Below are 24,776 nucleotides of genomic sequence, written 5' to 3'. Positions count from 1 at the left end.
CCGATTACGGGGTTTTGTAAACGGACTTTTTCTCTGTCGCCCAATATTGAACATCAACATAGCGATCGACGGGATTGACAACTTCGGTGCTTGCGTCGAGAGCCTTAACGTTCCGAATATGGATATAGTCAAACTTCGGCTGATACAAGGCAATCGCTGGAGCGTCCGCTTGCCAAGTGGCAGTAAACTTCGCGTAACGATCAGCGCGTTGCTTTGCCGAGATTTTAGATCGGCCGCTCTCCAAAGCATCGTCCGCTATCGCATTATTGTAATTGGAGAAATTCAAACCATTATTGGTTGCCTGTGAAGAATGCCAATAGGCGTAAACATCAGGGTCGCCGCCCAAGGAGAGTTCATAAACCAGCACGTCAAAATTGCGCGGTTGCAAAACTGTCTGAAGAATATTTTGAGTGGCGTCGTTCGGATCGACAACTTTAATATCCGATTCTATATTCAACTCGTCATACCAAACTTGAGCCAAATACCTAGCGACCTTTTCGTAATTGCTATTCTTCAAAACGACCACGTTGAGTTTTAACTTATCATTTCCCTTCTGACGAACATTATTCACACTCTTCCAGCCCTCGGCGTCAAGTAGAGATTTTGCTTTCTTGACGTCATAACCAGACGAGTTTGAACTATTTCCCAGGAATTTGTTAAGCGTTGGGCCAGATAATTCCTCCGTAGACAATGACAAAGATTGGCGTAACTTGGACGTATCAACACTGAGCGACAAAGCTTGACGAACTGCTTTTGATCGCAAGAACTGACTATTGTTATTAAACAGCGCGTAAACTCCATTATTCAAAGAATGCGCTTCTGCGGCATACATAGATTTTACCTCGGCGGATTGATCATTATAAATCAATTCTGGAGTTCCTGTAATTTCTCGCGTACGCAAACTTTTCGCAATATCATCCTGCGTCGGATACGCGTACAACTGGAATCGCTCTAACTTAGGCGTGCCGCCATAATAATTGCTATTCGATTGCAAATATAGCACTTTTTTACTGCCATCACTAGTTGCATTCTGCAATAACCTAAAGGCGAATGGACCACTGGATATAGGCGACTTATTAAAATCATGTTCACGTAAATTCGACGGTTTAACATCTTTTAATATATGTTTAGGAATAATCGGGAATGTCAAAGCGTGGACAAACGGCGAATATGACGACGGCAAGATAAACTTCACCGAATCGTCAGACACTTTTTCGAATTTTATAGATTTCCAGCCAGATATCTCAGCTCCAACTTCTGGATTCGCCAATAGCTTCAACGTAAAAATTACATCGTCCGCCGTTAGGTCTTGTCCGTCCGACCACTTCAGACCTTTCTTCAGTTTGACTATATATTCGGTTTCTTTGTCGTTCACGCTGACGCTATCCGCCATGTCAGCCTTTATATTGCCCGTTGAGTCATATCGATACAAACTTGAAAATAGCAATTTCGCGGCGGATTTTTCAGCATTGGTTTTTGCGAAAATCGGATTTAAGTTTTCCAAAGGACCCAACACACCCTCAGAATACGATCCGCCAGAAGTGTACGCCATTGTCGTGAAAGAATTGCGAGAAATATGCCACTGCACCGCACTGGCGCCAATCATCACCAATACTAGAATAATCCAGACAGAAACCCGACGTCGCACATTAGACAAACGGTCTAACCTGGATGTCACGAATTTATGCGCATGGCGCAAGCTTCCCTTTTCAATCTTACGCAGACGCTTATTGACATCTTTACTGGAAACTTTTAGCCGCGCAAAACGATTCCATGACGAATTATCCGAGCTCAAATCTATTCTCCTATTTTTGCAATCCCGGCAAAATCATACTTGCCAAAATCGATAACACAAAAATCACCGCAAAAACAATAGTTACGTCGAACAAGTTTTTATCAAATCCGCGACGAGTAGTAAATAATTCTCCAGACGAGCCGAATCCTGCACCCAAACTTGCGCCTCGTTGTTGCAACAAAATTGCGATAATCATCAGTACGGCAGATCCAAGCGTCACGTACGGTAAAATTGTATCAATTGACATATTACTCCTTTTCTTCCCGCTGCAAAACCAGCGCGCTACTTATAATATAGTTTACCAAACTCAATATAATCCCGGCAATAATTGAATGCGCAAAAGTCATAGAAATCCCTGGTGCCAAAGCGAGCGAAATATAAACCATAAAGCCGTTCACAATTAAGGTAAACAGTCCTAAGGTCAATAAAATTGCTGGCAGAGCTAAAATTGTAACGATTGGCTTCAATACGCTATTCACTACCGAAAATATCAACCCCGCCACCATAAACGTCCACGCAGAAGTTGCGCCCGGAGTTTCATTTCCAAGCAGCCGCACCGCAACCCAAATACCTACCGAGTTAAGAATCAGCCGAATCAAAAACGTTGCAAATTGTCTTTTCATTAGTCTTATTATATATAATTTATGCTTTATTGTCGATTAGTCGCCCAAACTTAAGACAAGCGTTTAATCAAATCTGCCCTTTTCGCGCCAACTTCCGCCTGCAATTCCGCATAATCTGCCTCGATAATTTTTCTCACACTACCAAACTTCCTCAACAATTTAGCACGTGTCTTTGGGCCAATCCCTGGAATTTCTTCCAGCTGGTTTTTCGTCTGATTTTGACGCTTCAGCACTGTATGATAGCTCACAGCAAATCGGTGCGACTCGTCACGAATCCGCTGGAAAAGTTTAACAATGTCTATCGTCGCAATAGAACTTTTTGTAAAATTGTCCCGGCTGGAACCGTCATCAATAGCAGAGCCTCGTAGATTTTTTGAATGAGATCCGGCGTTGCGCTGAGCAGGATGCAAATTCACTACATACACATCATTATCTTCGTAAATAGTGACATCCTGATGAATAGATTTTTGCAGCTTCTCAATGTATGATACATCAATTTGCGAGCCAGTTTTATGAATAATAATTTCTTCCTCGCGTTTGGCGATGCTAATAATCGGCAATTTTATCCCGCGCTCATCCCTCGCCTTAATCGCTGCCGAGAGTTGACCTTTTCCGCCGTCAATCAACAACAAATCCGGACGACCCCAGCTTTTGATGTTTCGCTCGCCAAGCCGCCTAAAAATCACCTCATACATATTTCCAGTATCGTCATTTTTTTCACCCACCTTAAATTTGCGATATTCCGCACGATCGCTCACACCATTCGTAAAGACCACCATACTCGCCACAACCTGACGTCCGCTCATATGCGAAATATCATAGCCCTCAATTCGCACTGGAATATTTTTCAAGCCAAGTAGTTTTGCTAAATCAGCCAGAGCCTTGTCTTTTGAAATATCCAAAAACTCCTTATCGCCAAACATAACGCGTCGCTGAAGTTCTTGCATGGCGCGCAACTTATTCCTCAAACTTGCCGCCCGCTCAAAATCGTGAAGTCCCGCAGCCGTTCTCATATCACGCTCCAGCTCCACAGCAATAGCCTTGCGATTTCCCTTAATATAACTTATCAATTTACGCAAACCAGCTTTATACGCGTCCGAACCATCACTTATTTTCGGACTTAAGCCCAAATCTTCATCCAACTTTGATTGCCCGGGGCGTCTTTGGTGAGTGAGATACGGAAAAATTCGCCTCAAATAGCGCAATGCCTTTTTTAACGCAAAACCATTGTAAAATGGACCAAAATAATCCGCACCATCATCGGCAGGATTCCGCGTAAAACTGACCGTCGGCCAATCGCTTTTCATATTAATCCGAACGTACATCTGAGATTTGTCGTCGCGCAACAGAACGTTGTATCGCGGCATATACCGCTTGATCATCTCGCTTTCCAAAAACAGCGCATCAACCTCACTCTCAGTTTCAATCCAATCAGTATCAAAAATCTCCGCCACCAGCACCATAGTTTTATTATCTCGCCCGCGCGAATCTTGAAAATACTGACGTACGCGATTTTTAAGAACCGCCGCCTTGCCAACATAAATTACCTCGCCGCTCGCCGACTTATGAAAATAAACGCCGGGCGTTCGCGGCAAAGTTTTCAGTTTAGCTTGCAATGCTTGATTCATTAAATACATTACAATCTAAACACGCTAATTATGCAAGTATTCTTCTAGCGATTGACTAATCTTCCAACCACTTTTTGAGAACTATCGCCTGATTATGTTCCGTATCTTTGGCGCCATATAACAGCGTAACTGCAGATTGTTTACTCCAATTATTCTTCGCCTCGGCTGCTGTAGGATTATTATCTAACTCCTTCATATAACGACGAGAGAATTCCGGGAATTTTTCCGGGTCGTGATTAAACCATTTACGCAATTCATCGGTCGGGGCAATTTCTTTATTCCACTCGTCCAATGCAGCTCGTTCTTTGCTAATTCCTCGCGGCCACAATCGATCGACCAACACACGATAACTATCGCCTGACGCGGTCGACTCATAAATCCGTTCAATTTTATACTTTGTCATAATTTCATATAACTACAAATCATTGATCAGATCAATAAAAAGCGAAAGCTAACCATTCTTCAATATTTAATCGACGCTACGTAAATATTCATCCAAAAATTCACTCCAGTCAGACGCATTCTTCTCGCGGAAGTAAGCGCGAAGAAAATCAACCATAATTTGATGACGATTTCCCGCTTCTATTCGCCCCGGCTCAGTCAACATCAAACCTTTCAATTTCAGCAGTTTCTCAAAGAAGTGATTGATAAATCCGTCAGTATCATGCGTATTACCATCAGCGTTATATTCGTGCGCCGCCAGATTGACATTCGGCCAAACTTTAGGATCAAAAATCCGCCCACCATGATGACAAGCATAAACCAACGCTCGCTCAATGCCGACTGCGCCAATAGCGTCACACATATCAGCGTCAGACACCAATTTCCCCGCCAGCCGCTGCGGCTGCTTGCCATTCAGCCGTTTACTATAACCAATCGCCGCAATATTTTCCAGCACAACCTGACTTAAATCATCAGCTATCTCTGCCTGCGCCATAATATCTACCGCGTTCGTCAATTTTTCTGCCTGCGTTTTACCGACTAATTTATAATCATCAACATCATGCAGCCAAGCCGTCAACAGCACTTCTTGCAGGTTCACCGATTCGCTGCATTCGTTAGCGAAACGCTCTGCCAACAACGCCACTCGCTCAACATGATCATCAGCATGCCCCGAAGTGTCGCCACCCAGCAACTGCCGAACTTTAGTCTTTACTATTTCAAGCTGGGAAATTTGTCGATCGTTCATACTCATATTATACATAAAAGCAGAGCCGCCTACTGATGCTTATTAATATACAAAGTGCAATATTCTTCAGGAAGATAATTCATATTAAACCACCGGGCTTCCATTATTTCAAAGTTGCATTTTATGTCATAGTCAGACGCGTGCGCCGCAAAAACTCTAACTGAAAATTTGGCATACGACTCATGAGAATTAGCTTTTCCTAGATATCGCAGATTATGTATCTTTAATCCAATTTCTTCCAAGACTTCTCTAACGGCAGCCTGCTCATAACTCTCATTATGCTTCACTCCGCCTCCTGGTAGAGCCCACTTTTGGCGGCTAAGACGACCCCTAACTAACAAAATCCTACCATCATCACGATAAACAATCACCCGCACGCGGTCATTCTTCGGTGCAATCCTAAAAATTAGCGACATTACACACGCAATTCCACGAAAAATCGCCCGTCCGAATGAACTAAACATCTCGCCGGCGATTGATCCTTTGTGAGACATAATTAGCAGGAACTTTCTCCTTTGGCGACAGCTTACTCGGTAGTTACACCGTCAAAATCTTCTTCGTTAGCCTCCGCTTCTTCGCGAGTCGCCCGAACGATTCCATCTTTGTGATGTGCTGGACTATAAATCGTGTAGAGCTTAAGCGGCTCTTCGCCAGTATTTATCACATTATGCTCAGCGCCCGCCGGCACAATAATCGCACTACCGTCGGAAACAATATATTCATTGCCATCAATCAAAACCTTACCTTCGCCAGACTCAAATCGGAAAAATTGATCATTCTCCTCATGAACCTCCGAACCAATTTCCCCACCAACAGGCAAGCTCATCAATACCAATTGACAATGCCTGGCAGTATATAAAACCTGACGAAAACTATCATTTTCTAACGTAAGTTTTTCGATATTTCCACTAAAACCCTTCATAAATCCCCCTTCTATTTTCTATTTTGCAGCTTTTTCCAGAGCGTCAATCAACGTCTGCTTTGGCTTCATGCCGATCATTTCAGCAACTTCCTCGCCGCCAACAAAAATCTTCATGTTTGGAATTCCTTGCACGCGATATTCCATAGCCAATTGCGCATTTTCCTGACTAGCTTCAGTGTCAACCTTAACAATATCAAACTCTGTTTCTTCAGTAATTTGATGCAAAAGCGGAGCCATTGCACGACATGGCGGACACCACGGCGCCCAAAAATCAACTAGTACAGGACCGTCGCTTTTTAGCACCTTATCTTCAAATTCTTGCTTCGTTGTAATTTCATATAAAGCCATTATTTCCTCCTTTTCTGGCATTTTTTACAAACTCCCGTCACAACCAACGGGCCGTCAATATAACAATCGCTAATTTCATGCGCAATCTGTTTTCTCATTTCATCGGCAATTTTAATATCCATCAAACCATCGCAGTCACTACACACAAAATGATCGTGATCACCCTTACGAATATCATATCGCAAGCAACCCTTTTTGGTCGATGGCGCCAAACCAATCATCCCGTCGCCACACAGGCGCTGAGTTATTCGATGCACCGTCGTGTCGCTGACTTCAGGATGAATATTCCGCAATTCCTGAGCAATTTCCGCATTCGTCGCGTGATGTTTGCTCTTCAAAATCGCCATCACATCATTCGTGTGTTTTGTTGATCGCCTAACAATTTGCGTCATGTTCCTATTGTAAAGTATTTACAATAAATAAACAAGGGCTTTACTCCACAAATTGACTTATATCTATATATTCCATATAATAGTCAAAGTCTATGAACTCCCGACGGCGAGTTCCTCTAATGCATAATTTTGAATAATTAAGAACGCTCAGTTTTCTGTGCAGCTTATAAATATTAATTTATTATCGAAAGGAATTGATTTGAAAAACAAACCAAACAGCAAAGAAATATTTCGTCTATTTTGGAAAACGTCAGCGCCGTACAAACACCGTCGAAACTTGGCAATATTTTTTGCGATGCTGACTCTTGTGGTTACTATTTTTGTCGGTCCGCTCATAATTGCTCAGCTCCTTAGCATTATCCAACACAATCAACTGCACAACGCAAAAAATCTATGGACACTAATTGCTTTATATGGCGTCAATGGATTATGGTCGAGCGTCATCGGCTGGCGATTAGTCTTATATCTCGCCTGGACATTTGAAACCGCCATGCAACGAGATTTGTACGCTCGATGCTTTAGCAAACTGACCAATCAAACATTATTCTTCCATTCAAATAAATTCGGCGGATCGCTCGTTAGCCAAACAAATAAATTAGTCGGCGCGGTAGAAAGTTTTTGGGACACGATAATTTGGTCAGTTTTGCCGCTAGTTGTTTCGCTAGTCGGTTCAATAATCGTCTTATCGACCCTTCTCTGGCAATACGCGTTATTCTTACTCATCTTCTCAATTGTTTTCAGCATCGTCGTTTATTACGGATCCAAGCCAATGGCGAAATTGACAAAAAAAGAAGCCAAATCCAGCAATAAATTGAACGGACAATTAGCCGACGCAATCTCAAACGTTCTAGCAGTCAAGTCATCTGGCGCCGAAGCTACGGAACAGAAATTTTTCGCAAAAACCGTCAACTCTTGGCGAAACTCGAGTCTCGACGTAATGCGCGGATTCTTAAAAGTCAGCACCGTGTATTCGTCAATCAACATGGTTATTAAAATTGGAGCAATCGCCTTCGCAGTGTACGCAGCCCAGAATAATTTGGTGTCAGTGGCGTCCGTTTATCTTATTATCACCTACACTGGAAGTGTCGCACATGAATTGTGGAACATGAACGGAATTATGCGCAATTACAACCGAATTATCGGTAACGCAAATGATATGGTAGAGATCTTACAAACGCCAACGACATTGATTGATAAAAGCGATTCAAAGCTAAAAGTTACAAACGGCGAAATTTCTATGGATAAAATAACTTTCACACACGACGAGGGTCAAGGCGACACTCTCTTCCACGACTTCTCTCTGGATATTAAACCGGGCGAAAAAATAGGTTTGGTTGGAGCGAGCGGTTCTGGAAAAACGACGCTCACCAAATTGCTATTACGCTTCGCCGACATTGACTCGGGAAAAATTACCATTGATGGACAAGATATTTCCGAAGTCACCCAAGCAAGCCTGCGCGCCAAAATCGCTTACGTACCGCAAGAGCCATTACTATTCCACCGCTCCGTGCGCGAAAACATCGCTTACGGTCGACCTGATGCAACGGACGCGGAAATTGAAGAAGCCGCCAAAAAAGCTGGCGCTTACGATTTTATCGTTGGACTTAAAGACGGTTTTGACACAATGGTTGGCGAGCGCGGAATTAAATTATCTGGCGGACAGCGACAACGAGTTGCAATTGCTAGGGCAATCCTGAAAGATGCGCCAATTCTAGTCCTCGACGAGGCGACTTCAGCGCTAGATTCTGAGTCAGAAGCGTTGATCCAAAAGTCTTTGAAAACGCTGATGGAGAATCGAACCTCAATTGTCATTGCCCATCGCTTATCTACAATTGCTAAGTTGGACCGTATAATTGTTTTGAAAAATGGGAAAATTGTCGAAGACGGATCGCACGACGAGCTCATCAATAAAAAACGCGGTGTTTACGCAAAATTATGGGCGCGACAATCTGGCGGATTCATCGAAGAATAATTAAAATCGCACATGCTAATTGTGATATAATTAGGATATGGAATCCTTTATTCACTTGATAACTAGCTTTGGTGTATTGGCAATTTTATCAGTAATTTTCGCAGAATCCGGTCTACTAATCGGCTTCGTCTTACCCGGCGACAGCCTGCTTTTCACCGCTGGATATATGGTTCAGCAAAACATTCTACACATTGACATCCACATTTTTGCACTTTTGGTTTTTGCAGCGGCAGTGCTGGGCGACAGTGTTGGTTATAGTTTTGGCCACAAAGTTGGACGCAAGCTGTTTGAAAAAGAAAATTCCCGATTCTTCAAGAAAAAATATTTGGAGCAAACAGAAAAGTTTTATGACAAACACGGCTCGGCGACAATCGTCCTGGCTCGATTTGTACCAATTGTAAGAACCTTCGCCCCAATCGTTGCCGGCGCTAGTAAAATGCACTATAAAACATTCTTAACTTTCAATCTTATCGGTGGATTTCTTTGGTCGTCAGCATTCGTTTATCTGGGTTTCTACGCTGGCGAGTTTTTGACCAAAGCAGGCGTAAATATTGAAGTTGCAGCAATCCTCATTATTTTCCTGTCTGTCTCACCAATGGCTATTCACGCTTTGAAACAGCCAAATACTCGCGCTTTGCTAAGAAAACAATTGTCAGTTCTCCTCTCAAAAACCAAGCGTAAAAAGTAGTCTTAAAGCATCTTTTTCAGATATTTGCCAGTGAACGAATTTGGCACTTTGGCGATATCTTCAGGCGTACCGCAAGCCACAACCGTACCGCCACCAATTCCGCCCTCTGGACCCATATCAATTATCCAGTCGGCTGACTTTATGACGTCCAAATTATGCTCAATAATAATCATGCTATTGCCGCCTTCAACCAATTGCTGTAAAATCCCCAACAGTCGTTTTACGTCAGCAGAATGAAGCCCAGTGGTAGGCTCGTCCAGAATGTACATAGTTTTTCCAGTAGAACGCTTGGAGAGTTCCGTTGCCAATTTAATTCGCTGCGCCTCACCGCCTGAAAAAGTAGTTGCTGGCTGACCAAGTTTAATATAGCCAAGCCCAACCTCAACCAACGTCTGAAGTTTACGTGCAATATTCGGCACGCTGTCAAAAAACTCCGCCGCTTGATCAATTGTCATATCCAAAACATCAGCAATCGTCTTGTCTTTATACTTAATTTCCAACGCCTCGCGATTGTAACGCTTGCCGTGACATTCATCACATTGAACGTAAACGTCCGGCAAAAAGTGCATTTCAATTTTTATCACACCATCGCCCTGACAATTTTCGCAGCGACCGCCTTTAACGTTAAAACTAAATCGTCCAGATTTATAACCTCGAACATTAGCCTCGGGTGTGCTAGCGAAAAGTTCGCGAATCGGCGTAAAAATTCCAGTATATGTTGCTGGATTAGAGCGTGGCGTTCGACCAATTGGCGACTGATCTATGACAATCGTCTTATCAAGCAAATTCACACCTTCTATAGCGTCGTGCAATCCTGGCGCCGTCGTTGCGCGATTAAGTTCCGCCGCTAATTCCCGCGCCACGATGTCATTCACAAGAGTCGACTTTCCGCTACCAGAAACACCAGACACTACAGTCATCAACCCCAAAGGAAATTCCACATCAATGTTCTTAAGATTATTTTCGCGAGCGCCACGAACAATCAGCTTTCTATCTTTCACAACTTTGCGACGCTTTTTCGGAACGACAATTTTTTCCGCCCCAGATAAATAGCGCCCCGTTATGCTGTTCTCATTTTTCGCAACAATTTCAGGCGTCCCCATTGCCACTACTTGACCGCCATTCACACCAGCACCTGGCCCCATATCAACCAGAAAATCACTCTGGCGAATCGTGTCCTCGTCATGCTCGACCACCAGCACAGAATTTCCCAAGTCACGAAGACGCTTCAGCATATCAATCAGCTTATCGTTGTCACGTTGATGAAGTCCAATTGACGGCTCGTCCAGCACATAAAGCACACCCTGAAGTCCAGCACCAATTTGCGTCGCCAAGCGAATTCGCTGTGCCTCGCCACCGCTCAATGTATTAGCCGCTCGACTTAGCTCCAAATAGTTCAGCCCAACATTACTCATAAACGCCAAACGAGATTTAATTTCCTTCACAATCAAGCGAGCAATCGTTATTTCTTGCTCAGTCAATTGAAGCTTATTGTCAAACAAATCCAATGCATCATCGACACTTAAATCGCACACGTCAACAATATTCAATTCATGAACCGTCACCGCCAAAACTACAGGTTTCAGGCGCGCACCTTTACAGGCATAACAATCCCTCTCGCGCATAAATCGCTCAATATCTCGTCGCATAAAATCGCTATCAGTTTCCTTCCAGCGTCGCTCCAAATTAGGAATAACACCCTCGTAAGTCGTATCATAATGCCGACCGCCACCCAAATCAACGCGATATTTTTGGTCGCCAGTTCCGTACAATATTTTATGTTTAGCATCATCAGAAAGCTTGCCTACGGGAACTTTCAAACTAAATCCGTGAGCTTCAGCAACAGACGCCAATCGCTTCATATTCCAAGCGTCAGAATTCATTCGATTATACGGTCGAATTGCGCCTTCAGAAATTGTCAAATTGTTATTAAAGACCAATTCTGGATCGACCTCCAACCTCGATCCCAAACCCGTACACACAGGACAAGCTCCCTGCGGCGCGTTAAAACTAAACAATCGCGGCTCCAGCTCTGGGATATCGACATCAGGATGATCAACACAAGCGTATCTCTGCGAAAACGTCTTCACTTCATCACTATCCGCATCCAAAACCTCGATAACCCCCTGACCTAAGTCCAGCGCTTGCTCAACGCTCTGGCTTAGTCGAGATCGCATTTCCGCCGTCAACGCCAACCTATCAACAACCAGCTCGATGTTATGCTTGTAACTTTTTTGCAGCTCTGGAAATTCATCCAGCGCGTACACCACGCCGTCCACGCGAACCCTGGCATAACCAAGTCGCTGATATTGCTCCGGAATATGCGCAAACTCACCTTTTTTATTCTTAACAATTGGCGCCAATAGCAGAATTCGCTTATCGACAAATTGTCGTAGAATCTCGTCAATAATCACCTCGGTCGTGCGACGCGTCACTTCATTGCCACAAATCGGGCAATGCGGCACGCCAATTCGCGCAAACAAAAGCCTCAGATAATCATAAATTTCTGTCACCGTAGCTACGGTCGAACGCGGATTGCGGCTGGTCGACTTCTGGTCAATTGAAATCGCTGGGCTAAGCCCTTCAATCGAATCAACATCAGGCTTATCCATTGTGCCCAAAAATTGACGCGCATACGAATTAAGACTCTCCATATAACGGCGCTGACCTTCAGCGTAAATCGTGTCAAATGCCAGGCTGGATTTCCCAGATCCACTAAGTCCAGTAATCACCACCAGCTGATCTCGCGGAATCTCAATATCTACATTTTTCAGATTGTGCTCACGAGCACCTTTAACACGAATTACCTCTGTCATAACCGCTATATTATACAGGTTTTTAACTATTTTTTCCAGTCCAAATATCGACGCAAATCAGAGTTAAAACACATTACGCTTATGATTGCAAGTCAATATCTTATTTGCTACAGTTAGATCTATGAGAAAGCTGGGCATTTACTTAGTTATAACACTCGGAGTGATATTACTCGCACCTTTTGTTATTGACCAACTTTTTTTCTTCTTTTTCCTAGGAAAAATCCCCTTCACAAACATCAGTCTGCCCGCAATTTTAATGGTTATTTTCTGGGCAATTATCGTACCATCAGCAATTATCCTCAGAAAATCACTTTCTGTTCTGTTTTGGAAGTCCATTGACATTGCCAGCGAAATCGCGCAACGACGAATCAACAGAAAAATCCGTTATTTTACACCAAATCAAAAAAGCGAACTTATTTTATTATCAATTTATATTCTTTCCAACATGAAAAAGAGCGAGCCTGATCATGAAGTCGAATCTCAAAAGCTCGCTCCGTCTATGAGTTAATTTTACGGTCGTTTTCTTAGCGCTAATCCGCCAGCTACAACGGCGATAATAGCTAACCCACTAACTAGCCAAATAGAGTTTCCTGTTTCCGCAAGAATGCTTGAAGATTTTCCTGGTTTCTTATTGGAAGTGGATGACGATGCCGCAGTAGTTGAAGCGCCTGAGGATGAAGAGCCTGTGGATGAGGCGGCAGCTCCGCTCGTACCTGAGCCGGTACCGCCAGGAGTTACGGGTGGAGGTGTCAATAGAGTTGCTAGGCGAGTAGTAGCATCAGGAAGATCACCCGATAGTGTAAATATCCTGGAACCATCAGCCGACATGTCGGCAATACCCATAAAACCCTCATCTCCCCATTTCTGCCAAGTTTTACCTCCATCCGAAGATACCATCATTGGAGATTTTGAATCGCTAGGGCTAGCAGGAATAAACGTAACAAACATTCTTTTTCCGTCATTGCTAATACCCTTTGCGTAAATGTTATTATTAGAGGATCGAGGTGGTACTTCAGGTGTAGGATTCCAATTAACGCCTCCATCTAAAGAGACATTTTCACCGTCAAAAGCGCTTTGTCCATCATAACTAAAGACAGCCCGTCTACTTCGATCGGTATTAATAGTTGACCAAGTCAAACCATAGTCGCTAGATCTCCTTATTGAATTATCGTTATTTATACGTATCATCTTCCCATCGTTCAATACATAATCTGGACATTCACTACCCTTTTGAAGCCAAGTAGCTCCATTGTCCATTGAGACGTACAACACTTTAACTTGTAGATACCGACCGCATGCAGTCAAAATTGAGCCATCTGGACTTATCCTAGGAAGTGTATTTACAATACCCGCAAAAGACGGCGTCTTAGTCCAAGAAGATCCACTATTAGTTGATAAATATAGAAAATCCTGATTAAACCACGAAACCACAAGCTTAGTACCGCTTCTATCCATAGCCATTGCGGACGCACTTACGGGAGATGAATACACGCTCCAAGTAGCGCCATTATCCACAGAAGTTAGCAATTTTTCGCCGCCAGCAACATGTTGATTCACAAAAAGCCTTAGTCCATCAGGGCTAATTCGCGGACTATGTACATTACCTCCAGGTATTCCGACTATATCCTTCCACGTATACTTAGGAGACTCCTCTGCCCTAACCAAAGGCGACAGGATCGCCGACACTGATAGCGCAAATGCAAATATTAAAGATAACATCCCCCTATGCATTATGTATTTTTTACTCTTAGTTAACATTACCCCTCCAATTTGTTTTTTTTCACTACACAAAACTATTACCAGTATTTTAGCATAACCAGTATTTAGAGTCAATTTTCTTCATTCAATAATAAAACTATTGCGACCATGCTTAAATAACACCAAAAAGAGCGAGCCTGATAATATCTACAGTTGCTTTCTCAGTACTAATCCGCCAGCAACTGCAGCAACTGCAAGTCCGCCGATTAGCCAAACAGAGACTCCTGTTTCGGCAAGGTTTGATGATGTTTTTTCTGGTTTCTTATTGGAAGTGGATGATGATGTGGTGACTGAAGTACCTGAAGACGAAGAGTCTGCGGATGGGGTTGTTGGAGTTGTTGGGGTAACAGATATAGGTTCGTTAACAACGCCAAAATAAAACACTCCGTTAATAGCATCGTTTATAGAGTTGTCGCTATCATTATCATCTGCATCGACTGCATTATACGAAACCGTAGTCAGCACCTTGCCTGCGATAGTCTCACTCTTAATCGTGAACCTGCCAGTAACGTCCCGCAAATCCCCAGCAGGACCTCTTCTATATACCCTCAACTTTAATGGGTCGTGCTTATCAGCAAGGGTTATCATAATATTCGAAGACCCTAGCCCAGTAGTAATGTTCCGACAATTAACCTTAAAGCGCAGCCCTCCCAAAATTTTAACTTGCGAATCAGCCACTGTAATGCCGTCAGCTGACAGAGGATCTACAGATGAAGGGTCTATATTGTAACAATATAGCGAGTCAGTTGATATGACGGACTTGGCGACAGAGTTGTCAGTGTTCGCAGGAGCAAGCTTTATGCTTACATCAAACGACCTATATTGAGGAACGGGCACTGTTGCTAATCGATAAACCCCTGTTGTTGACATTGCAAAAATCTTAGAGCCGTCAGACGACATTGAGATATTGCGCCCTTCAAAAGATTCACCGCCCCATTGCTGCCATGTCTTGCCGCCATCCACAGAATGAACCACTGGAGACCACGAAGGAGAGTAGCTGTTCGGCTCAAAGACAGCAAATAGTTTTTTACCATCATTACTAATACCTAATTCCGAAACAATATTATCAGATTGCTTACCCGGAATTACCGACGTCGAAGTCCAGCTAAACCCACCGTCCAGCGATACCTTATTGCCATTAAATATACTGCTTCCATTAGTACTAAATGATGCCTCGTCGGCGACACCAGAACTAACAGTAATCCAGGTTGCGCCATAATCAACAGATTTTTTCACCAAATTGACATCTTGATCCATGCGAATCATCTTTCCGCCATTGAATATAGCACTAGGCTCTTCTTTGCCCTTTTGAATCCAAGTTTGCCCATCGTCATTAGAAACAAAAAGATCCTCGGTTGCATATACATATTTAGCCAAAATAGCTCCGTCAGGGCTCATGAACAAATTGTCACTATTAGACACCGGAGAGGCGACCTTAATCCAGTTGCGGCCACCATCAGTTGATACATAAATAGAATTTTCTCCATATTTACCCCTTATTATCAACTTAGAACCATCCGCACTAACCATTAGACCATAAGCTCTATCTGGAGCTACAAAGGTATTCCAGCTTACACCATCATCTTCAGAGACAATAAGCTGCCTTTTACTAGATGACCCCGGAACCGCCTGTAGGACAAACAATTTCGAACCGTCTGGACTGATTTTAGACTCACTAAAATGTCCATTCGGTATCACTATATCTTTCCAGGCATAGCTAGGTAACGCCTCGGCCTTGACTAAGGGTGAAAATATTGTAGACAGAGAGAATACAGAAATGAGGACGAAAGCCAACGCATTTCTATATACCCTATGTTTTTTTCTCGCAGATAACATGGGGCACCTTTCTTTGGTGTATTGAAATAGCTTTTCTAGATATTACCATATGAACACCTACCGGTCAACGACAATCCGCTAGCCACACTCTGGGCGAAATGATGTCGTTTTTCTACAGCCGTTTTCTTAGGACTAATCCGCCAGCTGCGACAGCTATAACAGCTACCCCACCAACTACCCAAACAGAAACTCCTGTTTCAGCAAGGTTTGATGATTTTCCTGGTTTTTTACTGGAAGCGGATGATGATGCAGTGACTGAAGCACCCGAAGACGCAGAGCCTGTGGATGGAGTGGTAGGAGTTGATGGAGTGGTAGTTCCACCCGTACCGGTACCACCGGGAGTTACGGGCTGAGGCCTTGGTAGAATTGCTAGGCGATAGACGGACTTATAATCTGGATCTGTAAATTGTGATGTTGCGAATACTCTAGAACCATCAGCAGACATAGAAACGGATGAGAAAGAAACTCCCTCGTCACCCCATTTCTGCCAAGTTTTACCTCCATCAGAAGATACAAAAACCGGCAAGGACGGATCGTCTATAGAATCGTTTTTAAATGTAACAAACAATTTTTTACCATCATTACTAATACCACTCAGCTCAGTAGTGCGTATAGTATCTATAGGATATTCAGGAAGCTGATTCCAGTTAGCGCCGCCATCTATAGACGTGCGAAAACCGTCAAACACGCTTTTGCCGTCAGAACTGAAGCTAACACGACCAGCGGAACTCCCAATCGTAGACCAAGTCATGCCATAGTCGGTAGATTGTCGTAATGTACCGTCATTACTCCGGCGAGCCATCTTTCCGCCATTAAAGACATAATCGGGATACTCATCTCCCTTTGGAACCCAAGTATTGCCGTCATCAGTAGATATTGCCATAGGATCTGTATAGAAACTATGTTCCCAGTACATGACCAGCGTGGAGCCGTCTGAGCTCATCAATACACGCGCAGTATAAGGAACAGACGAATTACGCTTAACCCAAGTTCGACCACCATCGGTAGAAACATAGATGGCATTTTCACCATACTTCCCCTTTACGACCAACTTAGAGCCATCGGAGCTAACTAGTAGTCCATTCGCGCCCTCTGGTGCAGCGAAAGTGCTCCAGCTTGCACCATCATTCGCAGAGACCAGAAGATTAACACTGCCGCTAGCTAAATCTCTACGCAAGACAAAAAGTTTTGATCCGTCAGGACTAACGCGCGACTCCGAAATATCCCCCTGTCCAGGTATGGTTATATCCCTCCAAGTATACAGCGGCGCATCTTCCGCCTTGGCGAACGGTGCTAATACTATGGACAAAGAAAGTGTGAACATGGAAATAAATACCATCACACCCGCATATAGTTTATGACCCCTGCTCTTAAATGACATCAGAGCCACCCTCCTTAAATTAAATTACCTAATTAATATTCCACTTTTTATCTAATTGTTTCAATTCTAGCATAACCATATTTCAGGCGTCAACAGAAGGCAGAACCGATTCCAGCCATAATTGCAATTCTTGTAAAATAAACTGTTGCTCATCAGGTGCGCTAGGTGCTAATCGCTGCAGAGATTTCATAAATTGCGGCAGTTGCGCCTGTAAATGATCAGTGCGCCATTCTTCCCATTGTCGCAACTCATCTTCACTCAGCAAATTAGGAAAACTTCGCGCTTTATAATGCAACAATAGTGGCGACAATCGCTCATCCTGAAAATCCGGATGAAAGTCAGCCAATTCGTGCTCGCCAGCATTACGCACAGCCTCAACACGAACTCGATCGCTATTGTCCAAAAATCCATCGTATAATTGCGCTTCTGGGTCGGTCATTTTCTTAAACTCTGGCCTATTCTCAAATATACTACGCAACCTTTCAGCAAAATCTGGATGAGAAAGTAAAATATCTTGGTGCTTTTGTACAGTTTCCGCATCCAGAGAAATCTTCTGCCAGCCATCACCCTGAGTCAACACGCCAAGCGGCGAAACTGCCGGACAACGATTATATTGCAATTCCTTAACTGGCAATTTAACAAAATCCTCAGCTTGCCTTTCTTCCCACGTTGCAAATATCTTAGCCGACAATTCCTCAACGCTCAGATCAACAAACGGCGTTGGATCATAACGCAAATCATAAACAATCACGCCACCATTTCGACTCGTGGTTAGCGGAAAAGCCACGGTCGTTTTAGCAAATTCCTTGTCATAACGACCACTCGCATAAACAAAAGGTTTTTTATCATCGACATTCACCAGTTTCTGAACCAATTTCTTATCGCGCATTTTCAGCAAATAGTCGTACATTTGTGGCTGATTCTGCTTAATCAATTTAGTCACAGCAATCAACGCCGTCACGTCTGCCAGCGCATCATGGGCGTTTTCATGTTCTATTCCGTTAGCTTTCGTGATGAGCTCCAGACGGTTGCTCGGCTCACCTTTATCGTCAATTGGCCACTCAATTCCCTCAGGTCGAAGCGCCCTGGTTAAGCGCACCACATCCAACAAATCCCATCTGGATCGACCGTCTTTCCAGGTCCACTCATATGGATCGTAAAAATTCCGCCAAAACAAATGACGAATAAACTCGTCGTCAAAACGGATATTATTAAATCCAACAGCAATAGTATCAGGCGTAAATATTTCCTCGCTTAACATACGCGCAAATTGAGCCTCAGTATAACCCTCTTCGACAGTTTTTTGCGGCGTTATGCCCGTCACCATCAACGCATCAGGACTCGGCAGCGTATCGTCATTTAGTGTCACGAGAATATTATACGGTTCACCAATCGGCCGCAAATCCATATCAGTTCGCTGACCGGCAAACTGCATAATTCGATCTTGCCTGGGATTAAGACCGCTAGTTTCAAGGTCGTAGAAGAAAAATGTTTGCGCCATATTTATATTATACCATCAAGCTCACGCTAATTTGCACCAGTACGGGTCTATTGCTCGACCAGTGTAAATGGCATAGATTCGCCAATCTGAATCAAGCTTTCACCAATCGCCCCTTGGCGCAACAATTCGTGAGTAATTCCCATTTTTCGCATAATGTCTCGCAATCGATTAACGGATTCGAATTGGTCAAAGTTAGTTCGACGAGCAAATTTTTCAATCTTAGCGCCCGTAACAATAAACTCAATTTTTTCATCTTCATCGTCAGTCTCATTAGATTCGGCGTCAGAAACACGCCTTACAGACCAAGCATCAGAAATGACCTGATCATCCAACGAAATTGTCGGCAAATCCTCCTCTTTTTCATCAACAATCTCAGCTTCACGCTCTCGATATTTAGCAACTTCATCGCGCAACATTCGTAGAAGCTCAGTCACTCCATCGTGCGTCTGGGAAGAAATCGCCACAACTGGCGCACCATTAGCTACTTTTTGAAGGGCAGTCGACTGCATAGCAATAATCTCATCATCCAAGCCTTCACATTTGGTCAGCGCTATTATCTCTGGGCGCTCCGCCAATGATTCAGAATATTTTTCAAGCTCGCGACGGATTGTTTGGTATTTCTCCGCCGGATCATCACTATACACATCAATCATATGAAGCAGCACGGCCGTTCGCTCGACATGGCGCAAAAATTGATCACCCAGACCTTTACCCTCTGATGCACCCTCAATCAACCCCGGAATATCAGCAATCAGAATCGACCCATCGTCAACATCAGCCACTCCCAAATTCGGTGTCAAAGTCGTAAATTCGTAATTAGCAATCTCCGGACGCGCATTAGAAACCACACTCAGGAACGTCGACTTACCAGCGTTCGGAAAGCCAACCAAACCAACATCGGCCAATAATTTCAATTCCAACTCTGCCTCGAATTCCTCGCCAGCCTCACCAAGTTCAGCAATTTTAGGCGTTTGGCGCGTACTAGACGTAAAGTGTGCATTTCCAAATCCACCATCTCCACCGCGAGCCACCACTGCCTGCTGTTGATCTTCGGTCAAATCTGCGATCACCATGCCATCGCGCTTTACTAGAGTACCCATTGGCACCTTAACAATTAGCGGAACGCCACTTTTTCCTCGCTTATTACGTTTTCCGCCATCGCCGCCTTTTTCAGCCTTAAGTTCCGGCTTATATCTAAAATTCAAAAGCGTGTTAAGATCTTTTGTCGCCAAAAAAACAATATCACCGCCACGACCGCCATCACCGCCATCAGGACCGCCTTTATCGACGTATTTCTCATGACGAAAACTAACTACACCATTGCCGCCTCTACCGGCGCGCACTAAAACTTTTGCAATATCTACAAACATATCTTTAGTATACCAAAAAGCACCCCATCGGTCGATGGGGTGTTACACTGGTGTCATTTTAAATTTTAGTGAATGAAGTTATAGCGACCAGCCTCAGCAAGCGGTACGATGCGAGAAGAGATAATATTATAACCCGCATAATTCATATCTGAAACATAGATATTCTGACCATCTACTCGTTCCACGATACCGACGTGTCCATAGCCATAGCCACCCCAAACATTCTGTATAATAGCACCCGGTGCTGGAACATTGTTAACCACGAGCCCAGCAGCACGAGCACTAGCACTCCAAGCCTTAGCATGACCCCAGAAACTACCAATTGGACGACCCAACTGTAAACGACGCTCATATGCATACCAAGTACAGTTACCAGCCGCATAGCGGTTACCGACAGAAGCAGTCAACCAGCTTCGACTCGCGCTCGTAGTAGTAGACGATGCCGAAGAAGAATATCGGTTACCATAAGACCTACTTCGTGGAGCGACATAACCAGGTCGCTCATTTTCTGGAAGCTCACCTCCAGGCAACACAATCCTAGAGCCAGTAGACAACTTAGCACCGTCATCGATATCATTATATAGAACAACACGCTCAGCGCTCGTCTTATACTTTTCTGCCAGAGATTGTGCAGTATCACCATCTTTAACAGTATAGACAACGCCATCAACAAGGGGCACGACTAGAGACTTATTCGGCTCTACAGCGTCTGAAGTTGTATTATTAGCCCAACGAAGCGTCTGAGATGAAATCTTAAATTTCTTAGCAATAGACTCCATCGTATCACCCTCTTTGGTTACATAAGACGAAATGCCACGCGCAGCCGAAGTATCTGGCTTAACAATGTCAGGTTTTGTTATAACTTCTGCATCATTCTGGGAAAGGTTCTTCTTAATTGTTAGTGAAGTTTCAGACTCGCGCAAGTCACCAGCCGAAGGCAATTCCGCCGTTTCCGCCAAGTTAGTTACAGCATTAGCTGCCGTTAATTCATCTACTGAAGCTGTTTTAGACTTAGCAGACTTAGATACCGATGAGGCACCGGTAGTTTCAGATGATGCTAAAGTTTTTGATCTTTCAGCAGATACGTTACTACCACTATTACCGTAGATCAAAAATGATATAGTCAATAAAAATATTCCACCGTAGATTGCAAATGATTGCAGTTTACGTTTTTTACTCCGAAGAGATGTAAAATGGTTACGAATAATCGTTCTCCTTGCGCCAATGTTACCACTAGCACCTCTACCAAATTGTCTTTCTTCTCGCAATAGAACAGGATATGTTGTCGACCTAATTGATTATTATTATTCTACATTAGTTTTGCTATATCCGTAGCGACAATTTTGGCAGGTCATTTATCGTAATTCACCCCTGTTTGATAAATTAGACAAATGATCTAACATCTATTTTACACAACATTGACAATAAAGTCAATAAATTTTATAAAATGCGTTTTTGTCAAGAAATCTGGCACTTCTTTTGACAGTGAACCTTGACATTAGCCTCGTGCTCTTCGTTGGTTTTAGCAAAATACGTAATATCATCGTCACCGCTCAGGAAATATAGATAATCAGAGTTTATCGGGTCAGCAGCAGCATTCAACGCGCTCAAACTAGGCGAAGCGATTGGTCCAGGAGTTAAGCCTTTTTGAATACGTGTATTATATGGCAATTTAAGGTTTGGCGAGCGCTCTACCCCTGTTTTGTCGGCAATATATTGATATGTCACGTCAGAACCCAACGGCATATTAGCCTTCAGGCGATTGTAAAACACACTAGCAATCTTACGCTGATCCTCGCAAGTTTCCGCGCCAGACCCACAACCAATCGATTCGCGCTGAATAATCGATGCTAGTGTTATCCCTTGATATAAGGTCAGCCCATGAGCTTTAAATTTCTCCTCCAGATTATATTTCTTAACAATTTTCTCCAGATGATCAATTGAGCGCCGCAAAACCTGTTCTGCAGTTTCATCTGGGGAAATATAGAATGTTTCACCATAAATATACCCTTCAAGCCCAGCATTTTCTGGTCTACCCGCAAAAACTGGATTGTCATACTTAGCAGCAAATGCCTTTTTTATCTGATCATCCGAGAATCCCGCCTTAAGTAACACGGACTCAACTTCTCTGCCGTCAGAATTCTTCATTTTTTTATCCAAAGTCGATCCAGGATAAAATGTTATAGCAATCTCATCAGTTTTACCGCTGGTCAAATGATTAATTATCTCATCGACAGATTGCGAAGCTTTTACAGAATAAACGCCAGCCTTAAATTTGCTCGCTGAGTTATGGAGTCTTGTGTAAATAGAAAATGCTAAAGAGTTTTTGATAATTTTATTATCCTCTAAAGTTTTGGCGATATCGCTAGACCCCATACCTTCTTTAATATTAATTCTGAAGGTTTGCTGACTATTTACGTCGACAGGAGAAAGCATCTGCTTATACCACACTGTTGCCCCAAGGGCGCCGATTCCAGCGATAGCTACAATTATAGACAACACCAATAGCCAAATACGTCGTTTACGAATTTTCATAATTATCCTCCAAAAAATCCTGCAAAATTATGCTAGCAGCCTCTGCATCAATCTCGCCCTTATCTTTAATTTTATTCCCCAATCTTTGCTCGGCCTGCACACTCGTTAAAGATTCGTCCTGAAAAACAATCTCCGTATCAAGCTCAATGTCTTCAAATTGCTTAACAAATTCTTTCACAAATTCCGTCTGCTTCGTTGGTTCGCCAGATTGATTTCGTGGATAACCCACTACGATCGTATCAATATCGTGCCTCAATACTAGCTCTGTTATTTCCTGGACAATATTTTCATTATTCTCCAACCAACCAAACGGCACAGCGATCTTCACTTGCGAATCTGCCATAGCCAAACCAATTCGCCGAGATCCAACATCTAGCGCTAAGAAGTTTTTACTTGACATCTTTTATCTTAAACTCGACATTAATCTTATTGATATCTTTTGGAACAGATTTAACCCAGAATGGCGAGAATTTAACATCGACATCTTCAACACCTTCGATAGATTCAATAGCAGACTGAACCTCTCCGTAACTCTTGCCTTTGGCTTGATCCTTTACGTTCGCTTCTTTAATATCTGGACCAACCTTGCCATTCGTAGTTAAGCGCACAGTCTGTGCATTATGTGCCTTAGAAAATTGTGAGAACGCAACCTTGCTTACTCCATTGTCATAAATTCTCTGCGACTTCTTACCAGAAATCTCCTCTTTAAGCTTTGCTTCTACAAAGTTTTTTAGCTCATTCTTATCAATAGCCAATGCGCTGGCGGTAATTGTCGATTTCAGAGTTACAGCTCCAGTCGCCTCACCATCCACAGCCACGCTCGAGCTAGGATCTGATCGGTTTTCAACGTAGCTTTCCGTTATAACCGTTGCCGAATCGCCAAATGATGACAACAATTGCTCTTTTAATCCATCAATCTTCTTTTCGCTCAGCTTGCTTTTTGCCGATTCTATATCACTAGCCGTAACAACCGTTGCAGTTTTATCGGTGCCGCCACTAGTAGCAGACCGCAGCGACGCAGAAATGTCATCAACCGAAATGCTCATACTACCAGTTGCCGCATTATACTGAGCTCCGCCCTCACTTGCGGTAATAGACCCAGAAGCAGATCCCGGACATTTATATCCTGGACAACTCCAACCCAACGTAGCCCCTGGAACAGTCACAGAAGAATTCAAAGTGTAAGATAACCCGCTATTTTTCAAAATTGTACCAGCTGAGATAGTCACACTACTTGACGACGAGTTACTGAAGACAACTACTCCGGTAGCTTTTTCTCCGACATTCTTCTTACCTGTAGCAGAAAATTCAACACTAACTTCCTTTGCTAATTCTTTCTTTACAGACTTAATGACATTAGATTTTGCGCTTGTAGAAGCTGTTTCATTCAAACTAACAGTATCACTGACAGTCATACTAGTAGTCTTTGCTGAAATAACGACCGTGGCGTGTGGCGCGAACCAAATTGCCCAAACCAAAAATACAATCAAAAGTAAGGTACTGCCGCCTATCAATAAGAACTTCTTACGAAATGTATTAAAATCAGGGACTTTCGGTTTTTTAACCATCTTTTTCAGAGAGCCCAACCCCTTAGGTTCCTTCTTATTTGCGTCAGCTATAACATTATCTACGGCAGAGTCTTCATCGGATTTCTTTGATCTTTTCGCGGAATCCGCCATATCTCCAACCGCCAGCTTACCGCCATCAATCACATCATTGTCGTCATCAACTTTCAGGACTGGAATCTCCGCAATTTCTGGCTTGCTCTGAAGCGTTTTTGCAATAGGAATTTTCGCCGTTGCCGCTAATCCAGCCAAAACCGAATCATTCGTGATTAATACAATTCTCTTATCTGCCGAAGTTGCCGCCCGAGCTAGTAATCGGATGTTGACTGCACTCTGTAAAACACCAATTCTTCGAGGCGGCACCAACGCAATAATTCTCTCTTTCGACGCCTTAATCTTACTAATTATCGTCGTAATGTCGTCTTCTACATCGATATAAATAACGTCTTTATTCATT

23 protein-coding genes are annotated in these 24,776 nt (G+C 43.3%); 3 read left to right on the top strand and 20 right to left on the bottom strand.

All coding sequences use genetic code 11. The features are described from left to right. Positions 1-4: 4 nt before the first annotated feature. From LRM50_RS03560 to LRM50_RS03515, 10 genes are all read right to left on the bottom strand, one after another. Positions 5-1,795: a peptide ABC transporter substrate-binding protein gene (locus LRM50_RS03560; RefSeq protein WP_243809904.1), complete on the bottom strand. Its 1,791-nt coding sequence runs from the start codon at positions 1,793-1,795 to the stop codon at positions 5-7. A 10-nt stretch (positions 1,796-1,805) separates the two neighbouring features. Beyond that, positions 1,806-2,042 (bottom strand): preprotein translocase subunit SecG, encoded by a 237-nt coding sequence (gene secG / locus LRM50_RS03555; protein WP_129631344.1) that lies wholly within the window; start codon positions 2,040-2,042, stop codon positions 1,806-1,808. Position 2,043: 1 nt separating this feature from the next. Continuing rightward, positions 2,044-2,418 (bottom strand): phage holin family protein, encoded by a 375-nt coding sequence (locus LRM50_RS03550; RefSeq protein WP_129744418.1) that lies wholly within the window; start codon positions 2,416-2,418, stop codon positions 2,044-2,046. Between the two features lie 50 nt (positions 2,419-2,468). Beyond that, the gene (locus tag LRM50_RS03545) at positions 2,469-4,046 is read right to left on the bottom strand and encodes a helix-hairpin-helix domain-containing protein (RefSeq protein WP_243809903.1); all 1,578 of its coding nucleotides are present in this window, start codon (positions 4,044-4,046) and stop codon (positions 2,469-2,471) included. A 55-nt stretch (positions 4,047-4,101) separates the two neighbouring features. Continuing rightward, entirely contained in the window at positions 4,102-4,449 is a 348-nt protein-coding gene (locus LRM50_RS03540) for a DUF488 domain-containing protein (protein WP_243809902.1), read from the bottom strand. Between the two features lie 66 nt (positions 4,450-4,515). Further along, positions 4,516-5,235 carry an HD domain-containing protein gene (locus LRM50_RS03535; RefSeq protein WP_243809901.1) on the bottom strand — a complete coding sequence of 240 codons (720 nt, stop codon included), beginning with the start codon at positions 5,233-5,235 and terminating at the stop codon, positions 4,516-4,518. Positions 5,236-5,264: 29 nt separating this feature from the next. Further along, the gene (locus tag LRM50_RS03530; RefSeq protein ID WP_243809900.1) at positions 5,265-5,729 is read right to left on the bottom strand and encodes an NUDIX hydrolase; all 465 of its coding nucleotides are present in this window, start codon (positions 5,727-5,729) and stop codon (positions 5,265-5,267) included. 32 nt (positions 5,730-5,761) lie between these two features. Then, a complete protein-coding gene (locus tag LRM50_RS03525) occupies positions 5,762-6,157 on the bottom strand; it encodes a cupin domain-containing protein (protein WP_243809899.1) in 396 nt (131 codons plus the stop codon). An 18-nt stretch (positions 6,158-6,175) separates the two neighbouring features. Further along, positions 6,176-6,505, bottom strand: a complete 330-nt coding sequence (locus tag LRM50_RS03520) for a thioredoxin family protein (RefSeq protein ID WP_243809898.1) — start codon at positions 6,503-6,505, stop codon at positions 6,176-6,178. Further along, positions 6,505-6,897, bottom strand: coding sequence for a Fur family transcriptional regulator (locus LRM50_RS03515; RefSeq protein ID WP_243809897.1), 393 nt, complete (start codon positions 6,895-6,897; stop codon positions 6,505-6,507). Before LRM50_RS03515 ends, LRM50_RS03520 begins: the two co-directional genes overlap by 1 nt. A gap of 199 nt (positions 6,898-7,096) precedes the next feature. On the opposite strand from LRM50_RS03515, the gene LRM50_RS03510 reads away from it, so the two are divergent. Then, positions 7,097-8,869, top strand: a complete 1,773-nt coding sequence (locus tag LRM50_RS03510) for an ABC transporter ATP-binding protein (protein ID WP_243809896.1) — start codon at positions 7,097-7,099, stop codon at positions 8,867-8,869. 37 nt (positions 8,870-8,906) lie between these two features. After that, positions 8,907-9,557, top strand: a complete 651-nt coding sequence (locus tag LRM50_RS03505; protein ID WP_243778022.1) for a DedA family protein — start codon at positions 8,907-8,909, stop codon at positions 9,555-9,557. Between the two features lie 2 nt (positions 9,558-9,559). Here the strand turns inward: LRM50_RS03505 and uvrA are convergent, their stop codons facing one another. Further along, positions 9,560-12,373, bottom strand: a complete 2,814-nt coding sequence (uvrA, locus tag LRM50_RS03500) for an excinuclease ABC subunit UvrA (protein WP_243809895.1) — start codon at positions 12,371-12,373, stop codon at positions 9,560-9,562. A 121-nt stretch (positions 12,374-12,494) separates the two neighbouring features. Here uvrA and LRM50_RS03495 point away from each other — a divergent pair, with 121 nt between their 5' ends. Continuing rightward, complete coding sequence (locus tag LRM50_RS03495; RefSeq protein ID WP_243809894.1) at positions 12,495-12,881, top strand: hypothetical protein; 387 nt, start codon at positions 12,495-12,497, stop codon at positions 12,879-12,881. A gap of 2 nt (positions 12,882-12,883) precedes the next feature. Here LRM50_RS03495 and LRM50_RS03490 read toward each other — a convergent pair whose 3' ends face one another. From LRM50_RS03490 to LRM50_RS03450, 9 genes are all read right to left on the bottom strand, one after another. Next, a complete protein-coding gene (locus LRM50_RS03490; protein WP_243809893.1) occupies positions 12,884-14,092 on the bottom strand; it encodes a WD40/YVTN/BNR-like repeat-containing protein in 1,209 nt (402 codons plus the stop codon). A 186-nt stretch (positions 14,093-14,278) separates the two neighbouring features. After that, positions 14,279-15,967: a WD40/YVTN/BNR-like repeat-containing protein gene (locus tag LRM50_RS03485; RefSeq protein ID WP_243809892.1), complete on the bottom strand. Its 1,689-nt coding sequence runs from the start codon at positions 15,965-15,967 to the stop codon at positions 14,279-14,281. Positions 15,968-16,079: 112 nt separating this feature from the next. Further along, entirely contained in the window at positions 16,080-17,348 is a 1,269-nt protein-coding gene (locus tag LRM50_RS03480; protein WP_243809891.1) for a WD40/YVTN/BNR-like repeat-containing protein, read from the bottom strand. An 82-nt stretch (positions 17,349-17,430) separates the two neighbouring features. Then, complete coding sequence (gene sbcB / locus LRM50_RS03475; RefSeq protein WP_243809890.1) at positions 17,431-18,849, bottom strand: exodeoxyribonuclease I; 1,419 nt, start codon at positions 18,847-18,849, stop codon at positions 17,431-17,433. Between the two features lie 47 nt (positions 18,850-18,896). Then, positions 18,897-20,219, bottom strand: a complete 1,323-nt coding sequence (gene obgE / locus LRM50_RS03470) for a GTPase ObgE (protein WP_243809889.1) — start codon at positions 20,217-20,219, stop codon at positions 18,897-18,899. Between the two features lie 65 nt (positions 20,220-20,284). Continuing rightward, on the bottom strand, positions 20,285-21,487 hold the full coding sequence (locus LRM50_RS03465; RefSeq protein WP_243809888.1) for a LysM peptidoglycan-binding domain-containing protein: 1,203 nt from the start codon (positions 21,485-21,487) through the stop codon (positions 20,285-20,287). A gap of 190 nt (positions 21,488-21,677) precedes the next feature. Then, positions 21,678-22,754, bottom strand: coding sequence for an endolytic transglycosylase MltG (gene mltG / locus LRM50_RS03460; RefSeq protein WP_243809887.1), 1,077 nt, complete (start codon positions 22,752-22,754; stop codon positions 21,678-21,680). Continuing rightward, positions 22,741-23,154 (bottom strand): Holliday junction resolvase RuvX, encoded by a 414-nt coding sequence (gene ruvX, locus LRM50_RS03455; protein ID WP_243809886.1) that lies wholly within the window; start codon positions 23,152-23,154, stop codon positions 22,741-22,743. Before ruvX ends, mltG begins: the two co-directional genes overlap by 14 nt. Continuing rightward, on the bottom strand, positions 23,144-24,775 hold the full coding sequence (locus LRM50_RS03450; protein ID WP_243809885.1) for a hypothetical protein: 1,632 nt from the start codon (positions 24,773-24,775) through the stop codon (positions 23,144-23,146). Before LRM50_RS03450 ends, ruvX begins: the two co-directional genes overlap by 11 nt. Position 24,776 lies beyond the last annotated feature (1 nt).

It is taken from the genome of Candidatus Nanosynbacter sp. TM7-053, assembly GCF_022828375.1.
GTDB lineage: Bacteria > Patescibacteriota > Saccharimonadia > Saccharimonadales > Saccharimonadaceae > Nanosynbacter.
The sequence above is the reverse complement of the archived record's forward strand: the minus strand, read 5'-3'. Positions and strand labels throughout refer to the sequence as shown.